We start from the raw sequence: 21,427 nt of genomic DNA, 5'->3' as shown, positions 1-21,427 counted from the left end.
CCCCAATAGCGGCACATGAACAGAGTTGGTTTTCAATTGTTAACTTTTCGTTGTACTCTGGGGCTCTTTATGGCCTGCTGCCCGAGGCGCGGCCCTTGCCAATAACAATAAATTCGATAATTACCATGAGGTGCGAATGGAAGCCGTAACTGCATTTGTAAATATGATCAATGGCGTGGTGTGGGGCACTCCCATGTTGGTCATGATCCTGGGTGTTGGTTTGTTTCTGTCCCTCGGCCTGCGGCTGATGCCAATCCTGAAGTTGGGCACAGGCTTTCGCTTGCTCTGGTCCGGTCGCAGTGCGTCAAAGGAAGGCGCTACCCAGGGGGAAATCACTCCCTTCAACGCTTTGATGACTTCTCTCTCTGCCACCATAGGTACGGGGAACATCGCCGGGGTGGCGACCGCCATCTTTGTCGGCGGCCCCGGCGCCCTGTTCTGGATGTGGTGCACCGCTTTGGTGGGAATGGCGACCAAGTTTTCCGAGGCCGTGTTGGCGGTTAAATACCGTGAAGTGGACGACAACGGCAATCACGTTGGCGGCCCCATGTACTACATCAAAAACGGTTTGGGCAGTAAGTGGACCTGGCTGGGGACGGCCTTTGCGCTGTTTGGCTCCTTCGCCGGTTTCGGTATCGGCAATACAGTGCAGGCCAACTCGGTGGCGTCGGCGCTGGAAAGCAATTTCGGAGTTCAGCCCTGGGTAACCGGCGTGGTGATGATGATCCTGGTGGGCCTGGTGCTGATGGGCGGTATCAAGCGTATCGCCGAAGTGGCTGGCAAGCTGGTGCCTCTGATGACCATTTTCTATATCACAGCCGGTCTGGCGGTACTGATTGTGTATATAGATCAATTGCCTGCGGCCCTGCTGTTGATAGTCAAAAGTGCCTTTACTCCTGTGGCGGCCCAAGGCGGTTTTGCCGGTGCGGCTGTGTGGGCGGCGATTCGTTTCGGGGTGGCCCGCGGCGTATTCTCCAACGAAGCCGGTCTTGGCAGCGCGCCCATAGCCCATGCGGCGGCCCAGACCAAAAATCCCGTGGCCCAGGGCTTGGTGGCCATGCTGGGGACCTTTATCGATACCATCATCGTCTGCTCCATTACCGGTCTGGCGATTGTCGTCTCCGGTAGCTGGACCTCGGGCGAGAACGGCTCTGCGCTGACCTCCTATGCCTTCTCCCACGCCTTGCCATTCGGTAACTACATAGTGGCCGTGGCCCTGGCCATCTTTGCCTTTACCACCATTTTGGGCTGGAGTTTCTACAGTGAAAAGTGCGTCCAGTACCTGCTTGGCGTCAAGGCGATCAAACCCTTCCGCTTGATTTGGACCCTGGTGGTGCCGCTGGGCGCCATCAGTTCGCTGGACTTTGTTTGGTTGCTGGCGGACACACTCAACGCCATGATGGCGATCCCCAACTTGATTGCCCTGACACTGCTGAGCCCTGTGGTGTTCGGCCTGACCCGGGAGTACTTCCTGCAAAAGCGTCAGGCGGCAGCCCAGGCACAAGAAGCCAAGTGATGGGTTAACCCAAATAAAAAAGGATGCCTTGGCATCCTTTTTTGTTATTCGACCGTACTGTCGAACTCAGTCTCTTCCTGCCCGGCATACAGGGGCTCGACATTGGGCAGTATTTTGAATTGGCGCTGGAAGTGGCGCTGCACCCCCTTGAGGTTGATATTGCCAAGTCCCGAGGCGAAACCAAACCAGGCATAGAGGCCACTGTAGTCTTCGAACATGGGTGGCAGGTAGCGCGGCGCCGTGAGTATGCCGTCCCGGTATGCCAGATACAGGGTGGGAATGTCCTCAATGGCCAGCTTGCCAAGGAACAGCATGGGGATCAGTTCCGGTAAGCCCGAGGCGATGGCGCTGCGGATAAAGTTAACGTTTTCAACGTAACCGCGCACATAGGAGATGTCCTTGGTGAAGCAACTGCCGCCGGCTACCATGCCGCCGCGAAACACCCTCTGGGTCACCCGGTAGCTGTCCTTTTCACTCAGTCCCTGCTCACGGAAATTGCGGTAAACCTCGATAAAATCGGCGCCCTTCTCGGCCATATCCACGGCCGCGACCCTGTCGCTGATGCGCCTGGCCCGCCCCGGGGTGGAGCTTAAGGTCAGCATTTCCAGCAGTACGGCCAATCCTTCCTGGGCGGCGGCCACCCGGGGGGAGCCAACACTGAGCCAGGTGGCGTGGGGCTGAGCCCGGCCATTGAGTGTGGTGCCCACATGCACCCAGCCTTCATGGACTTCATACACATTCAAATCGGCCTGGCTGAACATGGCCTTGCTGTTGATTTTAACCGTATCGCCACCCACAGCGGCATCGGACACTATGCCGTCGCTGAGTCTGACCCGCATATCATCACTGTGGAAATAGCGATCGAGCCGCTGGCTCAAATCGTCCACGGCTGCGGCGGCATCTATGGTTTTGGGGTGCTGCTTGTTCATGTGGCCCGCCGCCGGCAGGGAAAAGATATAGGACAACCGGTCGCCCAATTGTCTCAGGGTATGGCGATCTCCATGCAGTTTATTGGCGGCACTGCCATAGAGTTGCTGGCTCAGGCGGCCAAAGGTTGGGGTTCCCCTGTGGGTCAGCATGTCTATGACCTGGCGGTATTGCTCCACATTGGCCACCAACAGACGCCCCAAGGGATCCTGTTTGCCGAGGGTCTTGTGAATGTTCTGCTTGAGCTGCTTTAGCTCTTGTTGCACCTGGTGGGGGGCAAAAGGTAGGGGCAGTGCGTCGTAAAAGTCCTTGTTTATGGCCGGCAGTTGGCTGCCCCCGGTGGCGAGAAAACGTTGCTCCATTTCCCTCGGCCATTTGATGGCGTCGAGGATTTTAATGGGGGCTTGCAACTGCACCAGGGTATCTGAAAACTGGCGTAACTGCTGACAGTAGAGTTGTCTGGCGGCAGACATGGGATCACCGAAAGTCTTAACATCTGAAGACTTATGATAGCCTGTCACCAGGAGCTTAGCTATTAAGTCACTGAAATAGATGGGCTAACGCTAATATGATTGGAGCCGCCGTAGCGGCCCCATGGGGTTAGAAATCATCCTCGTCCACGCCCAGCGCTTTGCGCAGCTCGGCACGTTCCAGATAATCCTCCAGGCGCCGCTTCACTTCGCGTTTATGCTTGAGCGCCTTGGCGGCCTGGGCATTTCTTGGGGAGGTCAGTTCTTCAATTTCAGTATCGTTGGGCACGACTTCTACTATATGAGCCATAACGAATTCCTCATGCTGTCCTAAAGGCATTTCTAGCCAATAAATCGAACTTGGAAAAGCAAAAAATTTTGCTTTTAGCAGTAAAAAATTCTGAATTTGGTGCCGATCACGAATTTCCCATGGGCAAATTAAGCGGACTACTCCTTTGGCATTATAGTTGAGCAGTTTGCTTGGTTTTACCTTGTAATTTCCTGATCCCTTGCCAAAACTTATTGGCAGCTAATTCACTTTCTGGCAGGGAACAGCGATTGGCCATTATGGATGATGTCAGGCAAGCGCAACGACTCAAGTTCACGCCGTTTCGGGCCCCCGCTTCGGTCTGGCTGATCATGCTTGGTGCGGCGCTGTTTTGTGTGTCGGCCTGGTACCTGTTTCATCGTTATATCAACGAACGTGGTGAAGAACGTTTCCATGCCCAAGTTGTGTCCCTCGCCAGATCCATAGACAGTCGGATGCTGGTGTATGAGCAGGTACTGCGCAGCGGTATTGGTTTGTTTATGTCATCCCATGAGGTGTCCAGGGATGAGTGGCGGATTTATGTTCAAAATGCCAGATTGCAGCAGTATTACCCCGGCATCCAGGGCCTGGGATACAGCGTTATTCTTACCAAGGACCAATTAGCCAGCTTTATTGAGTCGGTACGGGCCGAAGGTTTCCCCGATTTCAAGGTGTACCCCGAGGGCGACAGGCCCATTTACCATTCCATCCTTTACCTTGAACCCTTCGATTGGCGCAATCAAAGGGCCTTTGGCTATGACATGTATTCGGAGGCCCGACGTAAAGAGGCCATAGACAGGTCCATTTTGACGGGAAATGCCTCCGTGTCGGCCAAGATAGTGTTGGTGCAGGAAACCGCCCGGGATACCCAGGCCGGTTTTTTGATGTATCTACCTTTGTATGACAATGTGGCCAGTGTCGAACGTCGCGCTAAGGGCGTGATTTATGCGGCGTTTCGGATGCAGGATCTGATCAACGGCATCATAGGCGAGGATTTTGAAGGCCTGGTGCTGAGCATTTATGACGGTGAAGCGCAAACAGCCGCCAATCTGATGTTTACCAATGATCCCAGTCCGGGTGTCCCTCTGAGCTACAGCCAGGTTAAAGCTATCAATGTGGGGGGGCACAATTGGTTACTGCAGGTCGGCAGTCGTACCGATTTTGTGTCCGAGCAGGAATATGTGCAAAGTCTGCTGATGCTCTTTTTAGTGGCGGTGTTTTTGCTCTTGCTGCTCTACTTCCTGCTCAATAACGCCAAGGCCAGACACCAGGAAGCGCTGTTTGCCACCGAAATCCTCTCCAATGAAAAACGCTTTCGTTTGGTGATAGAGGCCTCGCCCTGTGCTCTTATCATGACCGATACCCGCGGCCTGATCACCTTGGTGAATGCCCATACGGAACAGTTGTTTGGTTATGCGCGGGATGAGCTTTTGGGGCGCAGTGTCAATGTGCTGCTGCCGGACGTGTTGCAGCAGCAACATGAAGAGCACATGCGCGGCTATCTGGCCAATCCGATTGCGAAGAAGATGTCTCTGCGGGATGAGCTCTTCGGTCGTTCCAAGGATGGCCGACGGGTGCCCATAGAAGTTGGCCTGACCCCAGTTCACTTTGCCAATGGCATTTCTGTGCTGGCCACCATCAATGACGTGTCGGAACGTCGTCGTATTGAAGAGCAAAAAAATAAATATACCAGAGAGTTGGAGCGGATAAACAAGGAGCTCGACAGCTTTGCCTACATAGCCTCGCACGATCTCAAATCCCCCCTGCGGGGCATAGAACAATTGGCCGAGTGGTTGAATGAAGATCTGGCGGACAATGCCAGCGAAAACGTCCGCAAGTACCTGAAGTTGATCAAGAGCCGCATCCAGCGCATGGCCATGTTGCTTGACGGTCTGCTGGCTTTTTCCCGCATTGGCCGGATAGAGGCCGAGCTTAATCAGATCAATTGCGCCGACCTTATCAGTGAAACCTTCAATTTGGTGGCGCCCCCGGAGGGTTTCTCTCTGACTCTGGAGGGCATGGTGCCGAATTTCATCACTGCCCGGGTGCCATTGGAAATGGTGTTTCGCAACCTGTTTGCCAATGCCATCAAACACCATGACTTGCCCCAGGGGCACATCAATGTGACTTGGGCGTTGGAGGGAGAGATGATCCGCTTCTGTGTGACCGATGACGGCCCCGGGATCCCGGCGCAATACCATGGCAAGGTATTTGCGATATTCCAAACCCTCAAGCCCAGGGATGAAGTGGAAGGCAGTGGCCTGGGGCTCTCTCTGGTAAAGAAAGCCGTTGAACATTACGGTGGCCGGGTGTGGGTCGAATCAGAAGGACGAGGTACCAGCTTCTGCTTCACCTGGCCCCTGGTGATTAAGGAGGCGGCATGACTCCAACCAAACGTTACCGAGAGGTGACTATCTTCCTTATTGATGATGACGATGTTGACTATATGGCGGTTGAGCGGGCGATGCGGCAGCTGAAATTACTCAATCCCCTGGTTCGGGCCAGGGATGGTGTCGCCGCCCTGGAGATGCTGCGCAGGGGCGACATTGCCGGTGCGTTTATCATTTTGCTGGATCTCAATATGCCGAGAATGAATGGCCTGGAATTTCTCCGGGAGCTGCGTCATGACCCTGATTTGGCCTCTGCCGTGGTATTTGTGCTGACCACTTCCCGCGCCGATGAGGATAAGCTCGCGGCCTACAGCTACAACGTGGCCGGTTATATGGTCAAAAGTGATATTAAGGATGGGTTTCTGAATATTCTCAATATGCTGGATGGTTACTGGCGAATTGTGGAATTACCGGAACTGTGAAGGAGCTGGACCATGAGACTCTTGCTGATCGATGATGATGAGGTCGATAGAGAAGCCATAGTGCGAGCGCTGGGCCAATCTGTGCATCGTTTTCACGTGACCGAGGCCAATTGTGCCAAGGATGGACTGGACATGGCCGCGCGGCGTCACTTCGACGGTATTTTACTGGACTACCTGCTGCCGGATGCCAATGGACTGGAGGTCTTAACCCACCTTAACCGTGCCGCCCGTGACCAGACTGCCGTGGTAATGATCAGCCGTTATGAAGATGACCGTCTGGCCGAGCGCTGCATCGAATTGGGGGCCCAGGATTTTTTGCTCAAGGATGAAGTGACGTCCGGGCGCCTGACCCGCTCCATCCGCAATGCCAAACAGCGCAGTGCCATGGCCCAGGCACTGCGTATCAGTCATGAAAAATTAAAGGAACTGGCCGAGCACGACTCCCTGACCAAACTGGTGAACCGTTATGGCTTTGAGCTTTGTCTTAACCGGGCCTTGAACCAGGTTAAACGTCAGGGAGATATATTGGCGGTGATCCTGCTCGATCTTGATGATTTCAAGGGTATCAATGACACCCTGGGGCACCAGATGGGCGACATTTTGCTGGTGGAAGTCGCCAGCCGCCTCAGCAAGGTGGTACGGGAGAGCGATCTTATCGCCCGCATAGGTGGGGATGAGTTTGTGGTGTTGGTGACAGAGCAGCAAGGACGTTATTTTCCCCTCAGTCTGGCCAAGCGCCTGCTGAAGGCCTTTGAAGATTCCTTCCACATCGGCGAAACCGAAATCATGATCAGCGCCAGTCTGGGAATAGCCATGTATGGGGAGTCCGCTGATTCGGCATCTGAGCTGCTCAAGTGCGCCGATATTGCCATGTACAGGGCAAAAAAACTGGGCCGCAACCAGGTTCAATTTTATTCGGAAGAGTTGGACAGGGAAGTGCGGCAGCGCAACCGCATTGAACAAGGCCTTAAAAAGGCAATAAAAAATAATGAATTACGGCTGTATTACCAGGGTAAGTTCGATGCCGTCAGCGGGCGTTTGATGGGGATGGAGGCACTGCTGCGCTGGATGCATCCCGAAGATGGCCTCCTGGGCCCCGATGCCTTTCTGCCGGTTGCCGAGGAAATCGGCATGATGGAGGACATAGGCAACTGGGTGCTCTACACGGCCCTTAAACAGACCCGAACCTGGCAGTTGCTGCTCGCTGATTCAGGCCAGGCCTTGCCCGTGGCAATCAACCTGTCGGCATCCCAGATAGGCGGTGAGTCCCTGAGCGACAAAATTAAGGGGGCCCTCGACTTAAGTGGCCTGCCGCCGCAATTGCTTGAGTTGGAAATTACCGAAAATGCCCTGATAGAAGAGCCCAAACAATTGGCCAGGGAACTGGAACAGGTGGTCGCCCTGGGGGTGACACTGGCCCTGGATGACTTTGGTACCGGCTTCTCTTCGCTTGAGCATCTGCGGCATTTTCCGATTCAGGTGCTGAAAATTGACAAGAGTTTTGTGGCCACCGTCGGCAAGGACGAAAAGGGTTGTCGCTTATTGTCGGCCCTCATCAACTTTGCCCGGGGTTTTGATGTCATTGCCGTGGCCGAAGGCATAGAAACCGAGGAGCAGGCCAAATTCTGCCGTGACAGAGGTTGCGATCTGTTGCAGGGCTATCTGTATAGCAAGCCGCTGACGGTGGAAGAATTTGAGCAAAAACTGGTTCGTCCCCTGTTGTGTCTGCCGCGTCACTGAACTTCACTTGCCAAACTCGGGCCGATGGACAAAAATTTGCGTTTGGTGCCCTTAATGGGGCAGGCTTTTCAAACCTTTATTGGTACTCCAAACGATGAAAATAGGCGTGCTGTCGCAGTTCCCCGAGTTGTATTCCACCCGTCGCTTGCTGGAAGCCTGCCACAACCGGGGCCACGAGGCCCTGGTGATCAATCCCATCAACTGTTACATGAACATCAATTCAATCAAGCCCAGCATTCACCTGGAAGGCCAGGAAGTGCTGGGGTTGGATGCCATTATTCCCAGAATTCATGCCAGTGTGACCTTCTATGGCTGCGCCGTGGTGCGTCAGTTTGAGATGATGGGGGTCTTTGCCGCCAATGATTCCATCTCCATCGCCCGCTCCCGCGACAAACTCAGGGCGCTGCAGCTGCTGTCGCGCAAGGGCATAGGTATGCCGGTGACCGGTTTTGCCAACAAGCCCGATGATATTCCCGACTTGATCAACATGGTGGGCGGTACGCCACTGGTGATTAAATTGCTCGAAGGCACCCAGGGCATTGGGGTGGTGCTGGCCGAGACCCGCAAGGCGGCCGAAAGCGTGATCGAGGCCTTTTTGGGGCTCAAGGCCAACATTATGGTGCAGGAGTTTATCAAGGAGGCCAATGGCAGCGATATCCGCTGTTTTGTGGTCGGCGATAAGGTGGTGGCGGCCATGCAACGCACCGGCCCCGAGGGAGATTTTCGCTCCAACCTGCATCTGGGCGGCAGTGCCCAGAAAGTGAAGATCACGCCACTGGAGCGCAAAACAGCGGTGGCCGCGGTGAAAGCCATGGGCCTGTGTGTGGCTGGGGTGGATATACTGCGTTCCAGTCGCGGTCCTCTGGTGCTGGAGGTCAATTCTGCGCCGGGTATTGAGGGCATAGAACAAACCACGGGTATTCAGGTGGCCGAGCCCATAGTTGAATACATTGAAAAAATGTTGGCCGCCCGTAAAGGCGGCCGAAGTTATGTTGCCTAAAATAGCCGCCTGGTTTTTTTGTTATGTAGGTCAGGCGACATTATTCCTGGGGCGTTACAGCTCGAAGCCGTAGGAGTATTTCAGTACCAGCTTGGCATCATCGCCCGGCAGATCTGTGTCCGCCAGGATAAAGCTCACTGTGCCTATGTTGGTCTCCTTGCTCAATGACAGGGAATACTCACTGTAGTGGGACACGGCGTACCAGGCCTGATTGACTTCCCCATCCGCATAGCCGTAATGGGCGCCCACTGACAGGCTGTCACTCAGGGGAATGCTGACATCGGCGGTCAGGTATTTCATGTCGGTGTTGTCGAGTTCATCGGGAGTTACATCGTCACCGGCGTGGATAAACTGGGCGTATTTCAGGGTGAACCACTTCCAACCCAAAGAGGCATAGAGTTCACCGAAGTCTATGTCACCCTCGGCGTCGGGATAGGCGTACAACAGGTAACCCACATCATAGCTGAAGTCTTCGGCGAAGCTGCCGGCATAGCCGCCATAAAAGTCCAGCTCAAAGCTGGTGTCATCACCAAAATCAACGCTGGAAGCCCAGGTGCCAACATAGAAGCCGGACTCATGACTGTAATCCACGCCACCATCGACGGCGACGCCGTCCTGGGTTTGGGTGACGCCGCGCCACAGGTAATTGGAACTGACGCCTATGTTGCCCTCAAATGTGGCCATGGCTGGCGCCATGGCGAGTGAGGTCAGACCCAGCAAGGCAAATTGGCTCAACAGTTTCTTCATTCTCATCCCCTTCAATTGTTTTGGAGGCCGGACTGCACACCTCTTTGGGTGACGGCACTTGGTGTTTATTACTGTAGCTACGATTGCCAATCTTGTGCCATTTAAATAAAGCTCATTAATACAGAATGTTACAATATTGGCTTTTGGCTTGGCTGTGGATATTGCCCCAGTATGACGCAGCCGATGCACGCTTTTTGTGCAGCGAGGGCGGATATGGCACCAATAAAAAAGCCTCCGATTGGAGGCTTTTTTTACTGAACTCAGTCTTAGTTCACGCTGTCGCGCAGAGCCTTACCGGCCTTGAACTTGGGAATGGTTGCCGCTGGGATCTGGATCTCTTTGCCGGTCTGTGGGTTGCGACCGGTGCGGGCGGCGCGGGTGGAGGTTTCAAATGAACCAAAACCCACGATGGAGATTTTGTCGCCATTCTTCATGGCTTCGGTTACCGCTTCTTCAAAGGATTTCAGCGCACGTGCCGCATCGGCCTTGCTCAATTCAGCTTGCTCGGCAATCTTGGCGATCAGTTCAGCTTTGTTCATATGACAGTTCTCTTCTTTCCGTGATTTATTGTTGTAAAACCCGCCTAACATGCCACAGGGATTGGCTTTTGGGAAGTTTTCAAACCGGTCAAAATCCGGTATTGGTGCAAATTTTTTACTTTTTTGACCTCAGTGCTGATCTTCGAGCAGGGTATAGAGGATTTTCTTCACCCATTGGGGCTCAAATGGCTTATCGCACAGGGCGTTGACGCCGGCCTGGGCCACGTTGCTCAAATGGGCCTCGTTGGCCTCGGAAGACACCATGAGGATGGGAATGTGCGACTGTTGGCTTTGGTTGCGGATAAATTGGGTCAGGGCCAAACCATCGACGCTGGGCATGTTGTAGTCGGTAATCACCAGATCAAACATTTGCTCCTGCATCAGGGCTATGGCTTCGGCACCGTCTGCGGCTTCGACTATCTGGCGCATGCCCAGATTGCTGATGGTGCGACGGATATGATTACGGGCCATGCGGCTGTCATCCACCACCAGTACCCTGAGATCCTGCACATCATAGTGGCTGAGATCCAGTTCATCGTGACTGAGCAAATCTATGGTGGCATTGAGGGCCTTGCCCAGGTGGTCCTTGCTGAAGGGCTTGGGCAGGATGGCGACCACACCGGACTGGCGGAAAATCTCCAGCTGTTCCTGCCGCCACTCGCTTGAGACCAGCATAAACTGCACTTCCTGATATTCACGATTGCCCTTGACCCAGTCGAGCAATTCCAGAGCATCGCCATCGGCATAATGCATGGCACTGGCAACGAGATCCGGCTTGTGGCGCAACAGGGATTCCCTGGCTTCGGCCAGGGATGCGGCTGTGCTGATGGCGTGCACCCCTTCCTGCTGCAGGCGGGAAATGATGATTTTACGTTGAGTATCTGAAGGTTCCACCAAAAGGATGGACAATTCACTGGGGGACAGGTGGCTCATACTACTGCTTCTGTGTCTGCTGTATCTGGCAGCAAACTACCCCAGGGATAACAATTTGACAACAGAATCCGCCTATTCCTGTTGTGGAATGCGGCGCAAATAGGCTTTGGTTGAGGCCGAAAACGCGACCCAATATTGGTAAGCCAACAAGCCGATAATGCAGAGGACGACGGCGGCAAATGGCGGCTGATATCCCAACAGCTCCACTTTTACATCCTGTGGCGTGATTTGCAGTGCCAGGATGGCGGTGACGCCGAAGGCGGCAAAACCCAGGGTTTGGATGGCAATGTAAAGCTTCAGCACCACCTCAGACCAGGCGGTGCGCAGCAATAAGCCGACCACGACGGGTATGACCCCCAGGGTGAAGAGGTCCAGCGCGCCCGTGCTGATGCTGCGGGCCAGGGCCGCGATGCTCAGCAATAAATACAACAGGATTAACAGGCGTAATGGCAGCGGGGCCTTGAACATGGGACATTTCCGGTCAATTTGCGATGGCCAAGTGTAGAAAAAGCCTGGGGCTGAGTCCAGAGCGGTGTAAAATGGCGCGGTTCAATAACAGGTGACAAGTATGACTGAAGAGCTTTATTGGCAGTGGGTAACCCGGACCTCCCCCGGGCAGGACCAGGGCTCGCTGGCGGCACAGCTGCGGACCCGATTGCAGGATTTGGGTAATGAAGAGTTGGCGGCCTTTGATAAATGGTTCGGCCAGCAGATGCGGCGCTGCTACCACTGGGATCTGTGGGGCGCCGCCTATGTGATCACCGGCTGTGACACAGACTATGGCTTTGCCGAGTTCCGTTGTTTTCTGATTTCCCTGGGGCAGGCGCGTTTCGAGGCGGCCCTGGTCGATCCTGACTCCCTGGCGGCACTTGAGGCCTGGCCCTTGATGGACGAATACGCTTATCCGTTTGTGGAAGATTATGATCTGATTGCCGGTCAACTCTATGAGGAGCGGACCGGTCACGAGCTGCCCTTTGTGCCCTCCGGCCAGGCCAAGCCCGCCGGTAAGCAGTTCAGTAACAGGCCCAAAGATTTGCGGCGGCAATATCCACGTCTGGCGGCCATGTTTCCTTTCTAGCCGGCGCCCCTGTCGCCGCTCATGGCTGATACAAGACGCTCATGGCTGATACAAATTGTCACCATTGGCGGCTGAACTATTTTCGTTCAATATCAACTAAAATAGTAAGTTGCAATTGCTGTGGCGAATGATTGCTGAACCGGTGTTAAGCAGGGGAACTGCCGGATAACCCGGGTTGAAGGCAGATACTGGTACCCAAGGAGGCTGAGATGCGTAAATTAATGACACTCGTGGCTGGATGCATGCTTGCGGGCGCGGCTGTGGCGGCCGATGAGGCGATGGAAAATCCGGTCACCGAACAGGGAATTGTCAAGATTACCTGGCAGGAACCCAAAAAATTCAGGGATATAGAGTCCAGTGGTGAGTTGCAGTCCCGCTTTGAACAGCGGCTGTTTGAGACCCTGACCAAGGAACTGGACAAGAGTGCGCAGAAACGTTTCAAACCGGAACAGAAGCTGGAACTGACGGTGACGGATCTGGACATGGCCGGTGATATGCGGCCGACCTTTGGCGCAACCACCACGGATTTGCGCATAGTCAAAGAGGTCTATCCACCGCGGATCAGCTTCAGTTACCGCTTGCTGGATAAGGATCAGGTGATCGCCGCCGGCGATGAAAAGCTCATCAACATGAATTTTATGAATGACATACGAAATTACAACGACCGCCCCTTTATGCATGAGGTGCGGCTGTTGACCCAGTGGGTCTCCAAGGATCTGGTACTGCCCGAGTAACCGCTAAGCACTCAGCAGCGCCGGTCTGTCATCCAGCAGGCAAAACCCGTCCATGGCGAGTTTTGCCTGTTTTTTTGCCCTGGCACTCAGCAGCGACAGTTCGTGCTCGCTGGCATTGAAGCTGTGCCTGGGGCTGAGAATGCCGACGCTGAGGCTGATTAACGGTAGCTGCCCTGGCATGCCATCCCTATCTTGTCCGGGCATGGCCTGGGAATGCCAGTGCTCCGCCTGGTAGAAGGATTCCCGCCTGCCATTAAACGCCAGCAATACTTCCCTCGACCAGTCGAGCATGCGCTGGTCGGTGGCTATCATCACAAAGTCATCGCCGCCAATATGGCCAATAAAACAATCCGGTCCCTGGAAACGAGATAACAGGCTGGCCACCTCACAAATCACCTCATCGCCGCGACAAAAACCATAGACATCGTTGTAGGGCTTGAAATGGTTCAGGTCGAAATAACCCAGATAAAAAGGCCGGCGCTGCCGCTGTAAACGCTGCAACTCCTCCTGAATGGGCACATTGCCGGGCAAATCGGTCAGGGGATTGGCATGGCGGGCCATCTTGATGCGGTACTCGGTGATCCTCGCCAGCAGATCCTTGGTATGGCCTATACCCAATAACTTACCCTGGCGCATGATGATAAATTGCTGAGCCATCTGGGATTCGCTGTCGGCGGTCAGCAATTGACTGACCATGGACAGTGGTGCGCCGGCTTCAATGCGCGGCACCTGGGTATCCATGACTTCGGACACCCTGTGGTTTTCGTGCAGCGCCCGGCCATAGGGGGTGCTGAACAGCTCCAGCAGGCTGGCGCGGCTGATAATACCTACGGGTTTATCCTGCGCCTGCACCACCACGGCCTGCAGTGTCGGTTCGGCGCTGAAACGCTCACCCACAAGCTTGAGGCGGGTTTCGGCGCTCACTGTGACCGCGTTGCAGCACAAACTCTCGGCGGTTTCACTGTACCTGTGGGGTGCAGGTTGATGGGAGGGGAGCAGCCGGCTTTGCAAACTGCGATTGGGGTGCAGTTCAGGTTTGCCCAGCAGGAAACCCTGGCAATAAATGATCCCCAGTTGCTTGAGGATCAGCAGTTCCTGCTCTGTCTCTATGCCTTCGGCGATCACCTTGCAGGTCAGACTCTGGCACAGCTCGACTATGGAGCGGACAAACTCCTGTTTGACCGGGTACTTATCTATTTCGTGGATAAAGTGGCGGTCGATTTTGACATAGTCGGGCGCCAGTTCGGACCAGAGTCTGAGGCCGGAATAGCCGGCACCCAGATCGTCGATGGCGGTCAGAAATCCCTGATCCCTGTACCTGTGCAGGCAGGCCTTAAGCAGATCTATGTCGTCTGCGGGGTGTTGCTCCGATAATTCAATCACCACCTCTGAGGGCGGGATCCCCAGCTGCTGCAGCAGCGCCAGGGTTTTGCCCTTGGGATGATCGGGATCCAGCAGCGCCTTGGGCGAGATATTGATAAACAGCTTGCCGGGCAACTGGCGCCGGGCAAACTGTTCCACCGAAATTTGCCGGCACAGGGTTTCCAGTTCACTGAGGCGACCGCACAGCTCTGCGGTGCGAAACAGCTCCACCGGAGAGTGCAAACAGGAGTCCCTGGGGCCGCGGGTCAGTGCTTCATAACCGTGTACCTTGTTGGCGGCAATATCGAAAATTGGCTGAAACAAGGCATTGATGGTGCGTTGCTCGACAATCTGCGCCAGTGCTGTCTGTTGTGCCGCTGCGGCCATGGGTTGCTCCTACGAAAGTTTGGGGCAGTCTATGGCGAAACGATGACACTAATATGACGCTTACTTATTGTGGCTTTTGAGGGCCTGCAGGGTTTGCAGCAGCAGTCCCAGCTTGCGCACCATGGATTCCAGTCGCTCCGGGGTGGGGGCCTGCTTGAGGGTATTCAGCTCTTCCGCCAGCTCCTGGATATAGGGCTGAAAACGGTTGCTGCGGGTGCTGAAGCCTTCCTCTGCGGTAAACACATAGGAGAATTTGCCATGGCCGGCCTTCTTTAATTCATCCAGAGTATTGTCTGCATCTATGGCCTGGCGATAAGCCAGTTGCAGATTATCGGTCAGTTGCTCAATCACCTTGGTGTATGGCATAAGGGCTATCCAATGAAAATTTTTCAGGATTATAAGAGGCAAGGATGATGGCAACAAGTCGCTTGGTCTGGGGTTTTGTCTTGATGTTGTTGACGGGGCACATAGCGTGGGCAGCCGTCGACGACAAACCGCCGTTTTTCAGTTTCAGCTATCAGGGCAAAACGGTACACCTGCTCGGCTCCATCCATGTGGGCCAGGCGGATTTTTACCCCTTACCAAAGGCGGTGTCGCTGGCATTTGAGCAGGCCGGGGCCCTTGTGGTGGAGGCCGATGTCACCAATCCACAGACAGATATGGCGGCGCTGCTGCGTCAATACGCCATGCACCCGACGCCTCCAGATAAGGCAACCGGTGCCGCCTTGGCGTTATTCTGCCGGGACAAGGCCCAGGTGTGCAGTCAGCTGGCGGCCATGAGTCCCTGGTTGCAGGCGACCCAGATCACCCTGATGCGTTTTGCGGCGGCGGGGCTGGAGGCCCAGTATGGTGTCGACCAGTATCTGCTTGAGCGCCACGGCGACAAGCAAATCCTCGAGCTGGAAAGCATCGACTTCCAGTTCAAACTGATGCATGGCCTGCCGCCGGAGACCCAGTGGTCCATGGTCGATGAGGCCCTGGCCATGGGGGATGAGCAAATCAGCACCATGATCGCCAGTTGGCGCCGGGGGGATGCCCAAACCCTGCAAGCCTTGCTGGATGAGGGTATGGGCGCGGATGACGCCAGGCTGCATCAGCTGCTGCTGACCGACCGCAATCGCAAAATGGCCGACACTCTGATGGGGATGCTCGCGGCGGAGGATACCCCGGAGCATTTGTTTGTGGTGGTGGGTGCGGCACATTTGCTGGGGGATGAGAGCCTGCCTTACTGGTTGGCCAGACAGGGCATAGCGCTTGAGGGGCATTTCGATATCTGCGCCGCCAACCCCTGCCGCATAATGCCGGGCACCATGCAGCTGCAATAGGTCCGGCTATACTGGGGGAAGCAAGTCAGCCAAGGAGGCGGGATGGTGCTGGATTCTCGACAGCATGCATACCCCGGCTTTGAACGCACCCCCAGATATTGGGACAATGAGCAGCAGTCCTGGGTGGCGCGGGTCGATCCCGGGGAGTACTACATCAGCAATCAGGATGAACTCATCTATACCCGCCTGGGTTCCTGTGTGGCGGCCTGTATCTGGGATCCGCTGATGGGCATAGGCGGCCTGAATCATTTTTTGTTACCCGAGCGCGCCCTGCATGAGGATTGGCACCAGCTGACCAGTTACTCCTGTCGCTATGGCAACTGGGCCATGGAGCAGCTGATCAACAGCATACTCAGTGTCGGTGGCCTCAAGAGTCGCCTGCAGGCCAAAATCTTCGGTGGCGCCAGCCTGGGGCGCATGTCAGTGCTCAATGTGGGCCAGTCCAATATCGATTTTGTTCGCAATTATCTGGCCATGGAGGGAATCGAAGTGCAGGCCGAAGATCTCGGTGGTCCCTGGCCGCGCAAGGTGCTGCTGCATCCCCAAAGCGGCAAGGTCAGGGTAAAGCGTTTGGCCATAGAAGGTATCCGCCAAATCGAGACCGAAGAAGCCAGGTACCTGCGCGGCGTGACCCGCCAGGCGGCCGAACCGGCACCGGACAGCGTGGAGCTGTTCGATTAGTCCTGTGGTTTTTGGCCGATGAAATGCACGTAACGGCCGAGTGGCACATAGACTGGCTCGGTGGAATAGCGCAGTTCCATTTCCAGCAAGTCCTGCTGGCTGAACTCCGGCGGCAGGCTTTTCTTCAGATAATCATGTATCACCCGCACCCCGGATTCGCGTTGGGTTTGCAGCTGCCATTCGCTGAACCAGTCCCGCACCTGGGCCACAGGCAGGGGATGGGTGGGGGTCAGGCGCACTTTTTTCTTAATCTTGAAGTCGGCCCGCACATAATCGAAATTGCCGGACACCAGGGCATGGAAACGCATGGCATCGAGATTGAAAAACATCAGCGACAGCAGCCCGGCCGGTTTCAACAATTGCAGCAACCCCTCAAGGGCGCTCTTGGCATCCGCCAACCACTCCACTACGGCGTGGCACAAAATGAGGTCAAACTGGCCGTGCTCCGTCAGGTTAAGGGCCTGCAATGGACCGTGAACCAGACGTATGTTGAGTGGCACCGGGTTCGCGGCTATCTGCGCCTCGGCACTTGCCAGCATCTCGGCGGAAATGTCGCACAGCACCACTTCATGGCCCAGGGCCGCCAGCTTCTGGCTGAAAAAGCCAAAGCCGCCACCGGCATCGAGTATCCGCAATTTGCGGTCGCCATAGGGCGTCAGCACCGTTTGCAAGTCACGCCACAACACGGCGGCGCGGATCTCCCCCTTGGGGGTGCCGTAAATGTTTTTGGCGAACTTGCCCGCCAGTGAGTCGAAGTTTTTATCCTGCATTGAAAGTACGCAAAGCCAGGTTTGGGGCGCTAGTGTGGCATAAGTACCCGAATTTGGCATCTGCCTCTGATATCAGTGGCTATTGGGAGCGGGTAATTGGCTGCCGGTATTTAAAAAATTCATTTGATAACAAGCATGTGCAACATGAAAATGGCTGGGGATACAAAGCCGCATGAATCAGGGTATAATTCCCGGCTTCCTTCGGGGCCTTTGTGACTTTTGGATGCTGTTTAACAGGTGTTATTTAACTATGGGTAAGCTATGAAACACAGTGTGGAATTGAAAGCGATGCCATCGCTGTTTTCTCTGTACCGCAAGATTTTTTTCGGCCGCAAGCCGGGCTGGGATGGCCAAAGCCTGCCACAGATTGAGGTGAGCTGTGCGCCCCAAACCCTGTCCGCCGACAAGGTGGCCCAGTATGCCGAGGTTTGCGGTTTCGAATTTGATGGTGAACATCTGCCGCTCACCTACCTGTATGTGATGGCCTTCCGTCTGCATGCGGTGATCTTTACCCACCAGGCCATTACCTTCCCTCTGCTGGGAATGATCCACCTGAAAAACCGCATCAGCCGTTATCGCCCCTTGAAGATCAGCGAGGCCTATCGTCTTGACTGCGCCCTGACCCACAGCGAGCTGACCGATGCCGGTCTGGAGTTTGAGCTGGTGTCCAAGGCCTATGTGGGTGATGAGCTGGTGTGGGAAGCCCATTCGGTATACCTGTACCGCATGGAGTCAGCCGGTCGCCGCGCCCGTCCGCCCAAGGGCAATGACATGGCCTGGGATCAGCCCCAGCACTGGCAGCTCGGCGAAGATCTCGGTCGTCGCTATGCCAAGGCTTCCGGCGATTACAACTTGATCCACCTGCATCCGCTGTTGTCCAAGCGCTTCGGCTTCGATCGCGTGTTGGCACACGGCATGTGGTCCAAGGCGCGCTGCACCGCTGCCCTGATGGACAAGATAGGTCAGCGTCCCTGCACCCTGGATGTCAGCTTCAAGCTGCCGCTGTTTATGCCCGCCGAGGTCAGCTTTGCCGCCGAGCCCATGGCCGAAGGGGTTAGGTTTGAACTCAGAGATCAGAAGGGCCGCAGGCCACACCTGAGCGGCGAGCTGCACTTTCTCGATTAACCCGGAGTTAGCGACCGCATTAAAAAAGCCGGCATCATTGCCGGCTTTTTTATGCCTTCATCAAGGCACTCTTGCTCTAAGGTACTTTTGCTCTAAGGCACTCCTAAGGCACCTTGTGGCCCATGGCCGCCTGCCAGATGCTGAACCACTGCTGGCGGTCCAGCTGAATCGCCGTTGAGGCCAGGGCCGAGCGGATCCGCTCAATATTGCCGCTGCCTATGATGGGGATGGGGCGGCTGGGGTGCATGCGCACCCAGGCATAGATGAGCTGGGCCATGTCCCTGGCGCCGGTTTCCTGCATCAGGCGCTGCAGCTCCACCCGCAAGCGGCCGGCCTTGGGGCTGTCACCGCTGAACAGGGCGCCGCCACCCAGGCAGGACCAGGCCATGGGGCGAATGCGTCTTTGCTGGCATAAATCCAGGGTGCCGTCGGAGAGGGTGTGCATCATCAGCGGCGACAGTTCCACCTGGTTGGTCTGCAGTGGGAACGCCAGCCGCGATTGCAACAGTTCAAACTGGGCCGGGGTGAAGTTGGATACCCCGAAATGGCGCACCTTGCCACTGTCCCTGAGCTGCACAAAGGCCTCGGCCATCTCGTCGGCATCCATCAGGGGATCGGGTCTGTGGATCAGCAACAGATCCAGCCAATCGGTTCCCAGCAACTGCAGCGAGCGCTCGGCGCTGGCGATGATGTGTGCCTTTGAGGTGTCATAGTGATTGACATAGCGGCTGCTGTCGCCGGCCAGCGCCGGCTTGATGCCACACTTGCTTACCAGCTGCAGCTTGCTCCTCAGGCCAGGTGCCAGGGCCAGGGCCTCACCGAACAGGCGCTCGCAGCTGTAGTTGCCGTAGATGTCGGCGTGATCCATGGTTACCACCCCCAGCTCCAGGTACTGCTCAATCAGGGTCAGACGGGCTTGCCCGTCCAGGCCCCAATCGGCGAGGCGCCAAAAGCCGGCGGCAAAGTCGGACATGATCAGAGAGGTGTGTGACATAGATGACTCCTGTTGGTGGATGGCATGGTTTTGCCCTTGCTGGCCAAGTGCAAGCACCGAACTTAATAATCAAGAATAATTGCTGAGAAATTGACCTGGATTCAGGAAACGCTGTTTAAGCCATTTCCCCCTCTGCCACAGGTTCCCGAGATCCCCTAGGATGAGGCATCGCTGTACCCCAATACAAAAAAATAATAATCCGGAGATCCCGATATGCGCTCAGACATGGATATTTCGCGCTCAGCAAGCCTGCAACCCCTGGCCGATATTGCCGCCCGCCTGGGGCTGACACCAAACCAGTGGCGACTTTATGGTAGCCATAAAGCCAAAGTTTCCCTATCCGCAATCCCAGAACAGACTGATCGCCCCCGTGGCAAATTGGTGGTGGTTACCGCCGTCACGCCAACGCCCTTTGGTGAGGGCAAGACGGTCACCACCATAGGTGTGACCCAGGGGCTGCAACATCTGGGACAGAAAGTGTGCGCCTGCATCCGTCAGCCGAGCCTGGGGCCCGTATTCGGGGTCAAGGGTGGTGCCGCCGGTGGCGGTTTCTCCCAAGTGGTGCCCATGGAGGATTTGAACCTGCACATGACAGGGGATATCCATGCCGTCACCAGCGCCCACAACCTGGCGGCCGCGGCCATCGATGCCCGCCTGCACCACGAGACCCGCATGGGCGAGCGCTTTGAACGTCAGACCGGTTTGAAGCGCCTGAACATAGACCCTGAGCGGATCCTGTGGCGCCGGGTGGTGGATCACAACGACAGGGCGCTCAGACAAATTCAGGTGGGCCTGGGGCAGGGTAACGGCCCGGAACACGAAAACGGCTTTGATATCACGGCGGCCTCGGAACTGATGGCGATTCTGGCCCTGTGCCGGGATCTCAAGGATATGCGTAAGCGCATAGGTCAGGTGTTGTTGGCGCTCGACGTCGACGGCAAGCCCGTCAGCGCCGAGGATTTGGGGGTGGCCGGTGCCATGACCGCCATCATGCGTGATGCCATTGAACCTACCCTGATGCAAACCCTCAGCGGCGCGCCCTGCCTGGTCCATGCCGGTCCCTTCGCCAACATAGCCCATGGCAACTCTTCCATCATTGCCGACCGCATCGCCCTGGCCCACGCCGATTTTGTGGTCACAGAGGGGGGCTTCGGCTCGGACATGGGATTCGAGAAATTCTGCAACATCAAGTGTCGCCAGTCCGGCGAACGCCCCGCCGCCGCCGTGCTGGTGGTGACCTTGAGGGCGCTCAAGGCCAACTCGGGTCTGGGGGATGAGGCCTCATCCCAGGAAAAACTTGAGGCCGGTTTTGCCAATCTGGCTTGGCACATCAGTAACGTGCAGGGCTATGGCATTCCTGCTGTGGTGGCTATCAACCATTTTGCCGAGGATGCCCAGCAGGAACTGCTGTGGCTCAAGGAGCAAGCCCTGGCGGCAGGCGCCTTCGGCTGTGAAATCAGCGATGCCTTCAGCCTCGGCGCCGAAGGGGCCGCGGCCCTGGCTGCCGTGGTGCTCAAGGCCACAGCGCAACAGTCTGAATTCAAGCAACTTTACAGCGCCGATGACAGTTTCGGTGCCAAGCTGATGACCCTGGCCGAGCGCTACGGGGCCGCCGGGGTACTGATGTCTCCCGAGGCCGATGCGGATCTTGCCGAGTTGACCCGTCTGGGACTCGATAAATTACCCCTGTGCATGGCGAAGACCCCCCTGTCCATCAGCCACGACCCGGCGCTCAAGGGCGCTCCCCGCGGTTTTGAGCTGCCGGTGAGAAGGCTGCGTGTCAGTGCCGGTGCCGGCTTTATCACTGTGCTGACCGGCAACGTGATGACCATGCCGGGGCTGGGGCCCAAGCCCGGCTACCTGGCCATAGACATAGATGATGACGGCCAGATAGTGGGTCTGGCCTAAGGTAAAAACAAGGCACCCTGTGGGTGCCTTGTTGCTTAATAGTGTCGAGCTTGTTTGCTGCTGTTTTTTCGC

The 21,427-nt window shown here is 56.0% G+C and carries 21 protein-coding genes; 11 read left to right on the top strand and 10 right to left on the bottom strand.

The genetic code is table 11. From position 1 onward, the window contains the following. The first annotated feature begins 136 nt into the window (after positions 1–136). Positions 137–1,516, top strand: coding sequence for an alanine/glycine:cation symporter family protein (locus JYB85_RS16105; RefSeq protein ID WP_207380104.1), 1,380 nt, complete (start codon positions 137–139; stop codon positions 1,514–1,516). Between the two features lie 44 nt (positions 1,517–1,560). Here JYB85_RS16105 and JYB85_RS16100 read toward each other — a convergent pair whose 3' ends face one another. Both JYB85_RS16100 and JYB85_RS16095 read right to left on the bottom strand, forming a co-directional pair. After that, positions 1,561–2,916 (bottom strand): flavohemoglobin expression-modulating QEGLA motif protein, encoded by a 1,356-nt coding sequence (locus JYB85_RS16100; RefSeq protein WP_207380103.1) that lies wholly within the window; start codon positions 2,914–2,916, stop codon positions 1,561–1,563. A gap of 127 nt (positions 2,917–3,043) precedes the next feature. Then, on the bottom strand, positions 3,044–3,223 hold the full coding sequence (locus tag JYB85_RS16095; protein ID WP_207380102.1) for a hypothetical protein: 180 nt from the start codon (positions 3,221–3,223) through the stop codon (positions 3,044–3,046). A 257-nt stretch (positions 3,224–3,480) separates the two neighbouring features. Here JYB85_RS16095 and JYB85_RS16090 point away from each other — a divergent pair, with 257 nt between their 5' ends. The 4 genes from JYB85_RS16090 (at position 3,481) to rimK (ending at position 8,772) form a co-directional block, all read left to right on the top strand. Then, complete coding sequence (locus JYB85_RS16090; protein ID WP_228730273.1) at positions 3,481–5,604, top strand: CHASE domain-containing sensor histidine kinase; 2,124 nt, start codon at positions 3,481–3,483, stop codon at positions 5,602–5,604. Further along, the gene (locus tag JYB85_RS16085) at positions 5,601–6,032 is read left to right on the top strand and encodes a response regulator (RefSeq protein ID WP_207380101.1); all 432 of its coding nucleotides are present in this window, start codon (positions 5,601–5,603) and stop codon (positions 6,030–6,032) included. Before JYB85_RS16090 ends, JYB85_RS16085 begins: the two co-directional genes overlap by 4 nt. A 12-nt stretch (positions 6,033–6,044) precedes the next feature. Next, the gene (locus tag JYB85_RS16080; protein ID WP_207380100.1) at positions 6,045–7,772 is read left to right on the top strand and encodes a putative bifunctional diguanylate cyclase/phosphodiesterase; all 1,728 of its coding nucleotides are present in this window, start codon (positions 6,045–6,047) and stop codon (positions 7,770–7,772) included. 94 nt (positions 7,773–7,866) lie between these two features. After that, complete coding sequence (gene rimK / locus JYB85_RS16075) at positions 7,867–8,772, top strand: 30S ribosomal protein S6--L-glutamate ligase (protein WP_207380099.1); 906 nt, start codon at positions 7,867–7,869, stop codon at positions 8,770–8,772. A 54-nt stretch (positions 8,773–8,826) separates the two neighbouring features. On the opposite strand, the gene JYB85_RS16070 is transcribed toward rimK, so the two are convergent. The 4 genes from JYB85_RS16070 to JYB85_RS16055 all read right to left on the bottom strand — a co-directional run bounded on the left by JYB85_RS16070 (position 8,827) and on the right by JYB85_RS16055 (position 11,459). After that, a complete protein-coding gene (locus JYB85_RS16070; protein WP_207380098.1) occupies positions 8,827–9,519 on the bottom strand; it encodes a TorF family putative porin in 693 nt (230 codons plus the stop codon). Positions 9,520–9,785: 266 nt separating this feature from the next. Beyond that, positions 9,786–10,058 (bottom strand): HU family DNA-binding protein, encoded by a 273-nt coding sequence (locus JYB85_RS16065; protein WP_207320946.1) that lies wholly within the window; start codon positions 10,056–10,058, stop codon positions 9,786–9,788. 129 nt (positions 10,059–10,187) lie between these two features. Continuing rightward, complete coding sequence (locus tag JYB85_RS16060) at positions 10,188–10,991, bottom strand: response regulator (RefSeq protein ID WP_207324696.1); 804 nt, start codon at positions 10,989–10,991, stop codon at positions 10,188–10,190. Between the two features lie 72 nt (positions 10,992–11,063). Beyond that, complete coding sequence (locus JYB85_RS16055; protein WP_207380097.1) at positions 11,064–11,459, bottom strand: hypothetical protein; 396 nt, start codon at positions 11,457–11,459, stop codon at positions 11,064–11,066. Between the two features lie 100 nt (positions 11,460–11,559). Between JYB85_RS16055 and JYB85_RS16050 the strand changes: the two genes are divergently transcribed. Together JYB85_RS16050 and JYB85_RS16045 are read left to right on the top strand one after the other, a co-directional pair. Continuing rightward, complete coding sequence (locus JYB85_RS16050; RefSeq protein ID WP_207380096.1) at positions 11,560–12,069, top strand: DUF4240 domain-containing protein; 510 nt, start codon at positions 11,560–11,562, stop codon at positions 12,067–12,069. A gap of 209 nt (positions 12,070–12,278) precedes the next feature. Beyond that, entirely contained in the window at positions 12,279–12,803 is a 525-nt protein-coding gene (locus JYB85_RS16045) for a DUF3016 domain-containing protein (protein ID WP_207380095.1), read from the top strand. Positions 12,804–12,806: 3 nt separating this feature from the next. Here the strand turns inward: JYB85_RS16045 and JYB85_RS16040 are convergent, their stop codons facing one another. Beyond that, positions 12,807–14,552 (bottom strand): GGDEF domain-containing protein, encoded by a 1,746-nt coding sequence (locus tag JYB85_RS16040; protein ID WP_207380094.1) that lies wholly within the window; start codon positions 14,550–14,552, stop codon positions 12,807–12,809. A gap of 60 nt (positions 14,553–14,612) precedes the next feature. After that, positions 14,613–14,918 carry a prephenate dehydrogenase gene (locus tag JYB85_RS16035; protein ID WP_207320940.1) on the bottom strand — a complete coding sequence of 102 codons (306 nt, stop codon included), beginning with the start codon at positions 14,916–14,918 and terminating at the stop codon, positions 14,613–14,615. 44 nt (positions 14,919–14,962) lie between these two features. On the opposite strand from JYB85_RS16035, the gene JYB85_RS16030 reads away from it, so the two are divergent. Together JYB85_RS16030 and JYB85_RS16025 are read left to right on the top strand one after the other, a co-directional pair. Further along, positions 14,963–15,877 (top strand): TraB/GumN family protein, encoded by a 915-nt coding sequence (locus tag JYB85_RS16030; RefSeq protein WP_207380093.1) that lies wholly within the window; start codon positions 14,963–14,965, stop codon positions 15,875–15,877. A gap of 42 nt (positions 15,878–15,919) precedes the next feature. Beyond that, positions 15,920–16,558, top strand: a complete 639-nt coding sequence (locus tag JYB85_RS16025) for a chemoreceptor glutamine deamidase CheD (protein ID WP_207380092.1) — start codon at positions 15,920–15,922, stop codon at positions 16,556–16,558. Here the strand turns inward: JYB85_RS16025 and JYB85_RS16020 are convergent. After that, positions 16,555–17,328, bottom strand: coding sequence for a methyltransferase domain-containing protein (locus JYB85_RS16020; protein WP_207380091.1), 774 nt, complete (start codon positions 17,326–17,328; stop codon positions 16,555–16,557). The two genes, JYB85_RS16025 and JYB85_RS16020, sit on opposite strands and share 4 nt — an antisense overlap. A gap of 288 nt (positions 17,329–17,616) precedes the next feature. Between JYB85_RS16020 and JYB85_RS16015 the strand changes: the two genes are divergently transcribed. Then, positions 17,617–18,453: a MaoC family dehydratase gene (locus JYB85_RS16015; RefSeq protein ID WP_407695900.1), complete on the top strand. Its 837-nt coding sequence runs from the start codon at positions 17,617–17,619 to the stop codon at positions 18,451–18,453. A 103-nt stretch (positions 18,454–18,556) separates the two neighbouring features. Here JYB85_RS16015 and JYB85_RS16010 read toward each other — a convergent pair whose 3' ends face one another. Further along, a complete protein-coding gene (locus JYB85_RS16010) occupies positions 18,557–19,447 on the bottom strand; it encodes an aldo/keto reductase (RefSeq protein ID WP_207380090.1) in 891 nt (296 codons plus the stop codon). Between the two features lie 213 nt (positions 19,448–19,660). Between JYB85_RS16010 and JYB85_RS16005 the strand changes: the two genes are divergently transcribed. Next, positions 19,661–21,355: a formate--tetrahydrofolate ligase gene (locus tag JYB85_RS16005; RefSeq protein WP_207380089.1), complete on the top strand. Its 1,695-nt coding sequence runs from the start codon at positions 19,661–19,663 to the stop codon at positions 21,353–21,355. The last annotated feature ends 72 nt before the right edge of the window (positions 21,356–21,427 follow it).

Origin of the sequence: Shewanella sedimentimangrovi, assembly GCF_017354965.1 — a bacterium.
Classification (GTDB): domain Bacteria; phylum Pseudomonadota; class Gammaproteobacteria; order Enterobacterales; family Shewanellaceae; genus Shewanella; species Shewanella cyperi.
The sequence above is the reverse complement of the archived record's forward strand: the minus strand, read 5'-3'. Positions and strand labels throughout refer to the sequence as shown.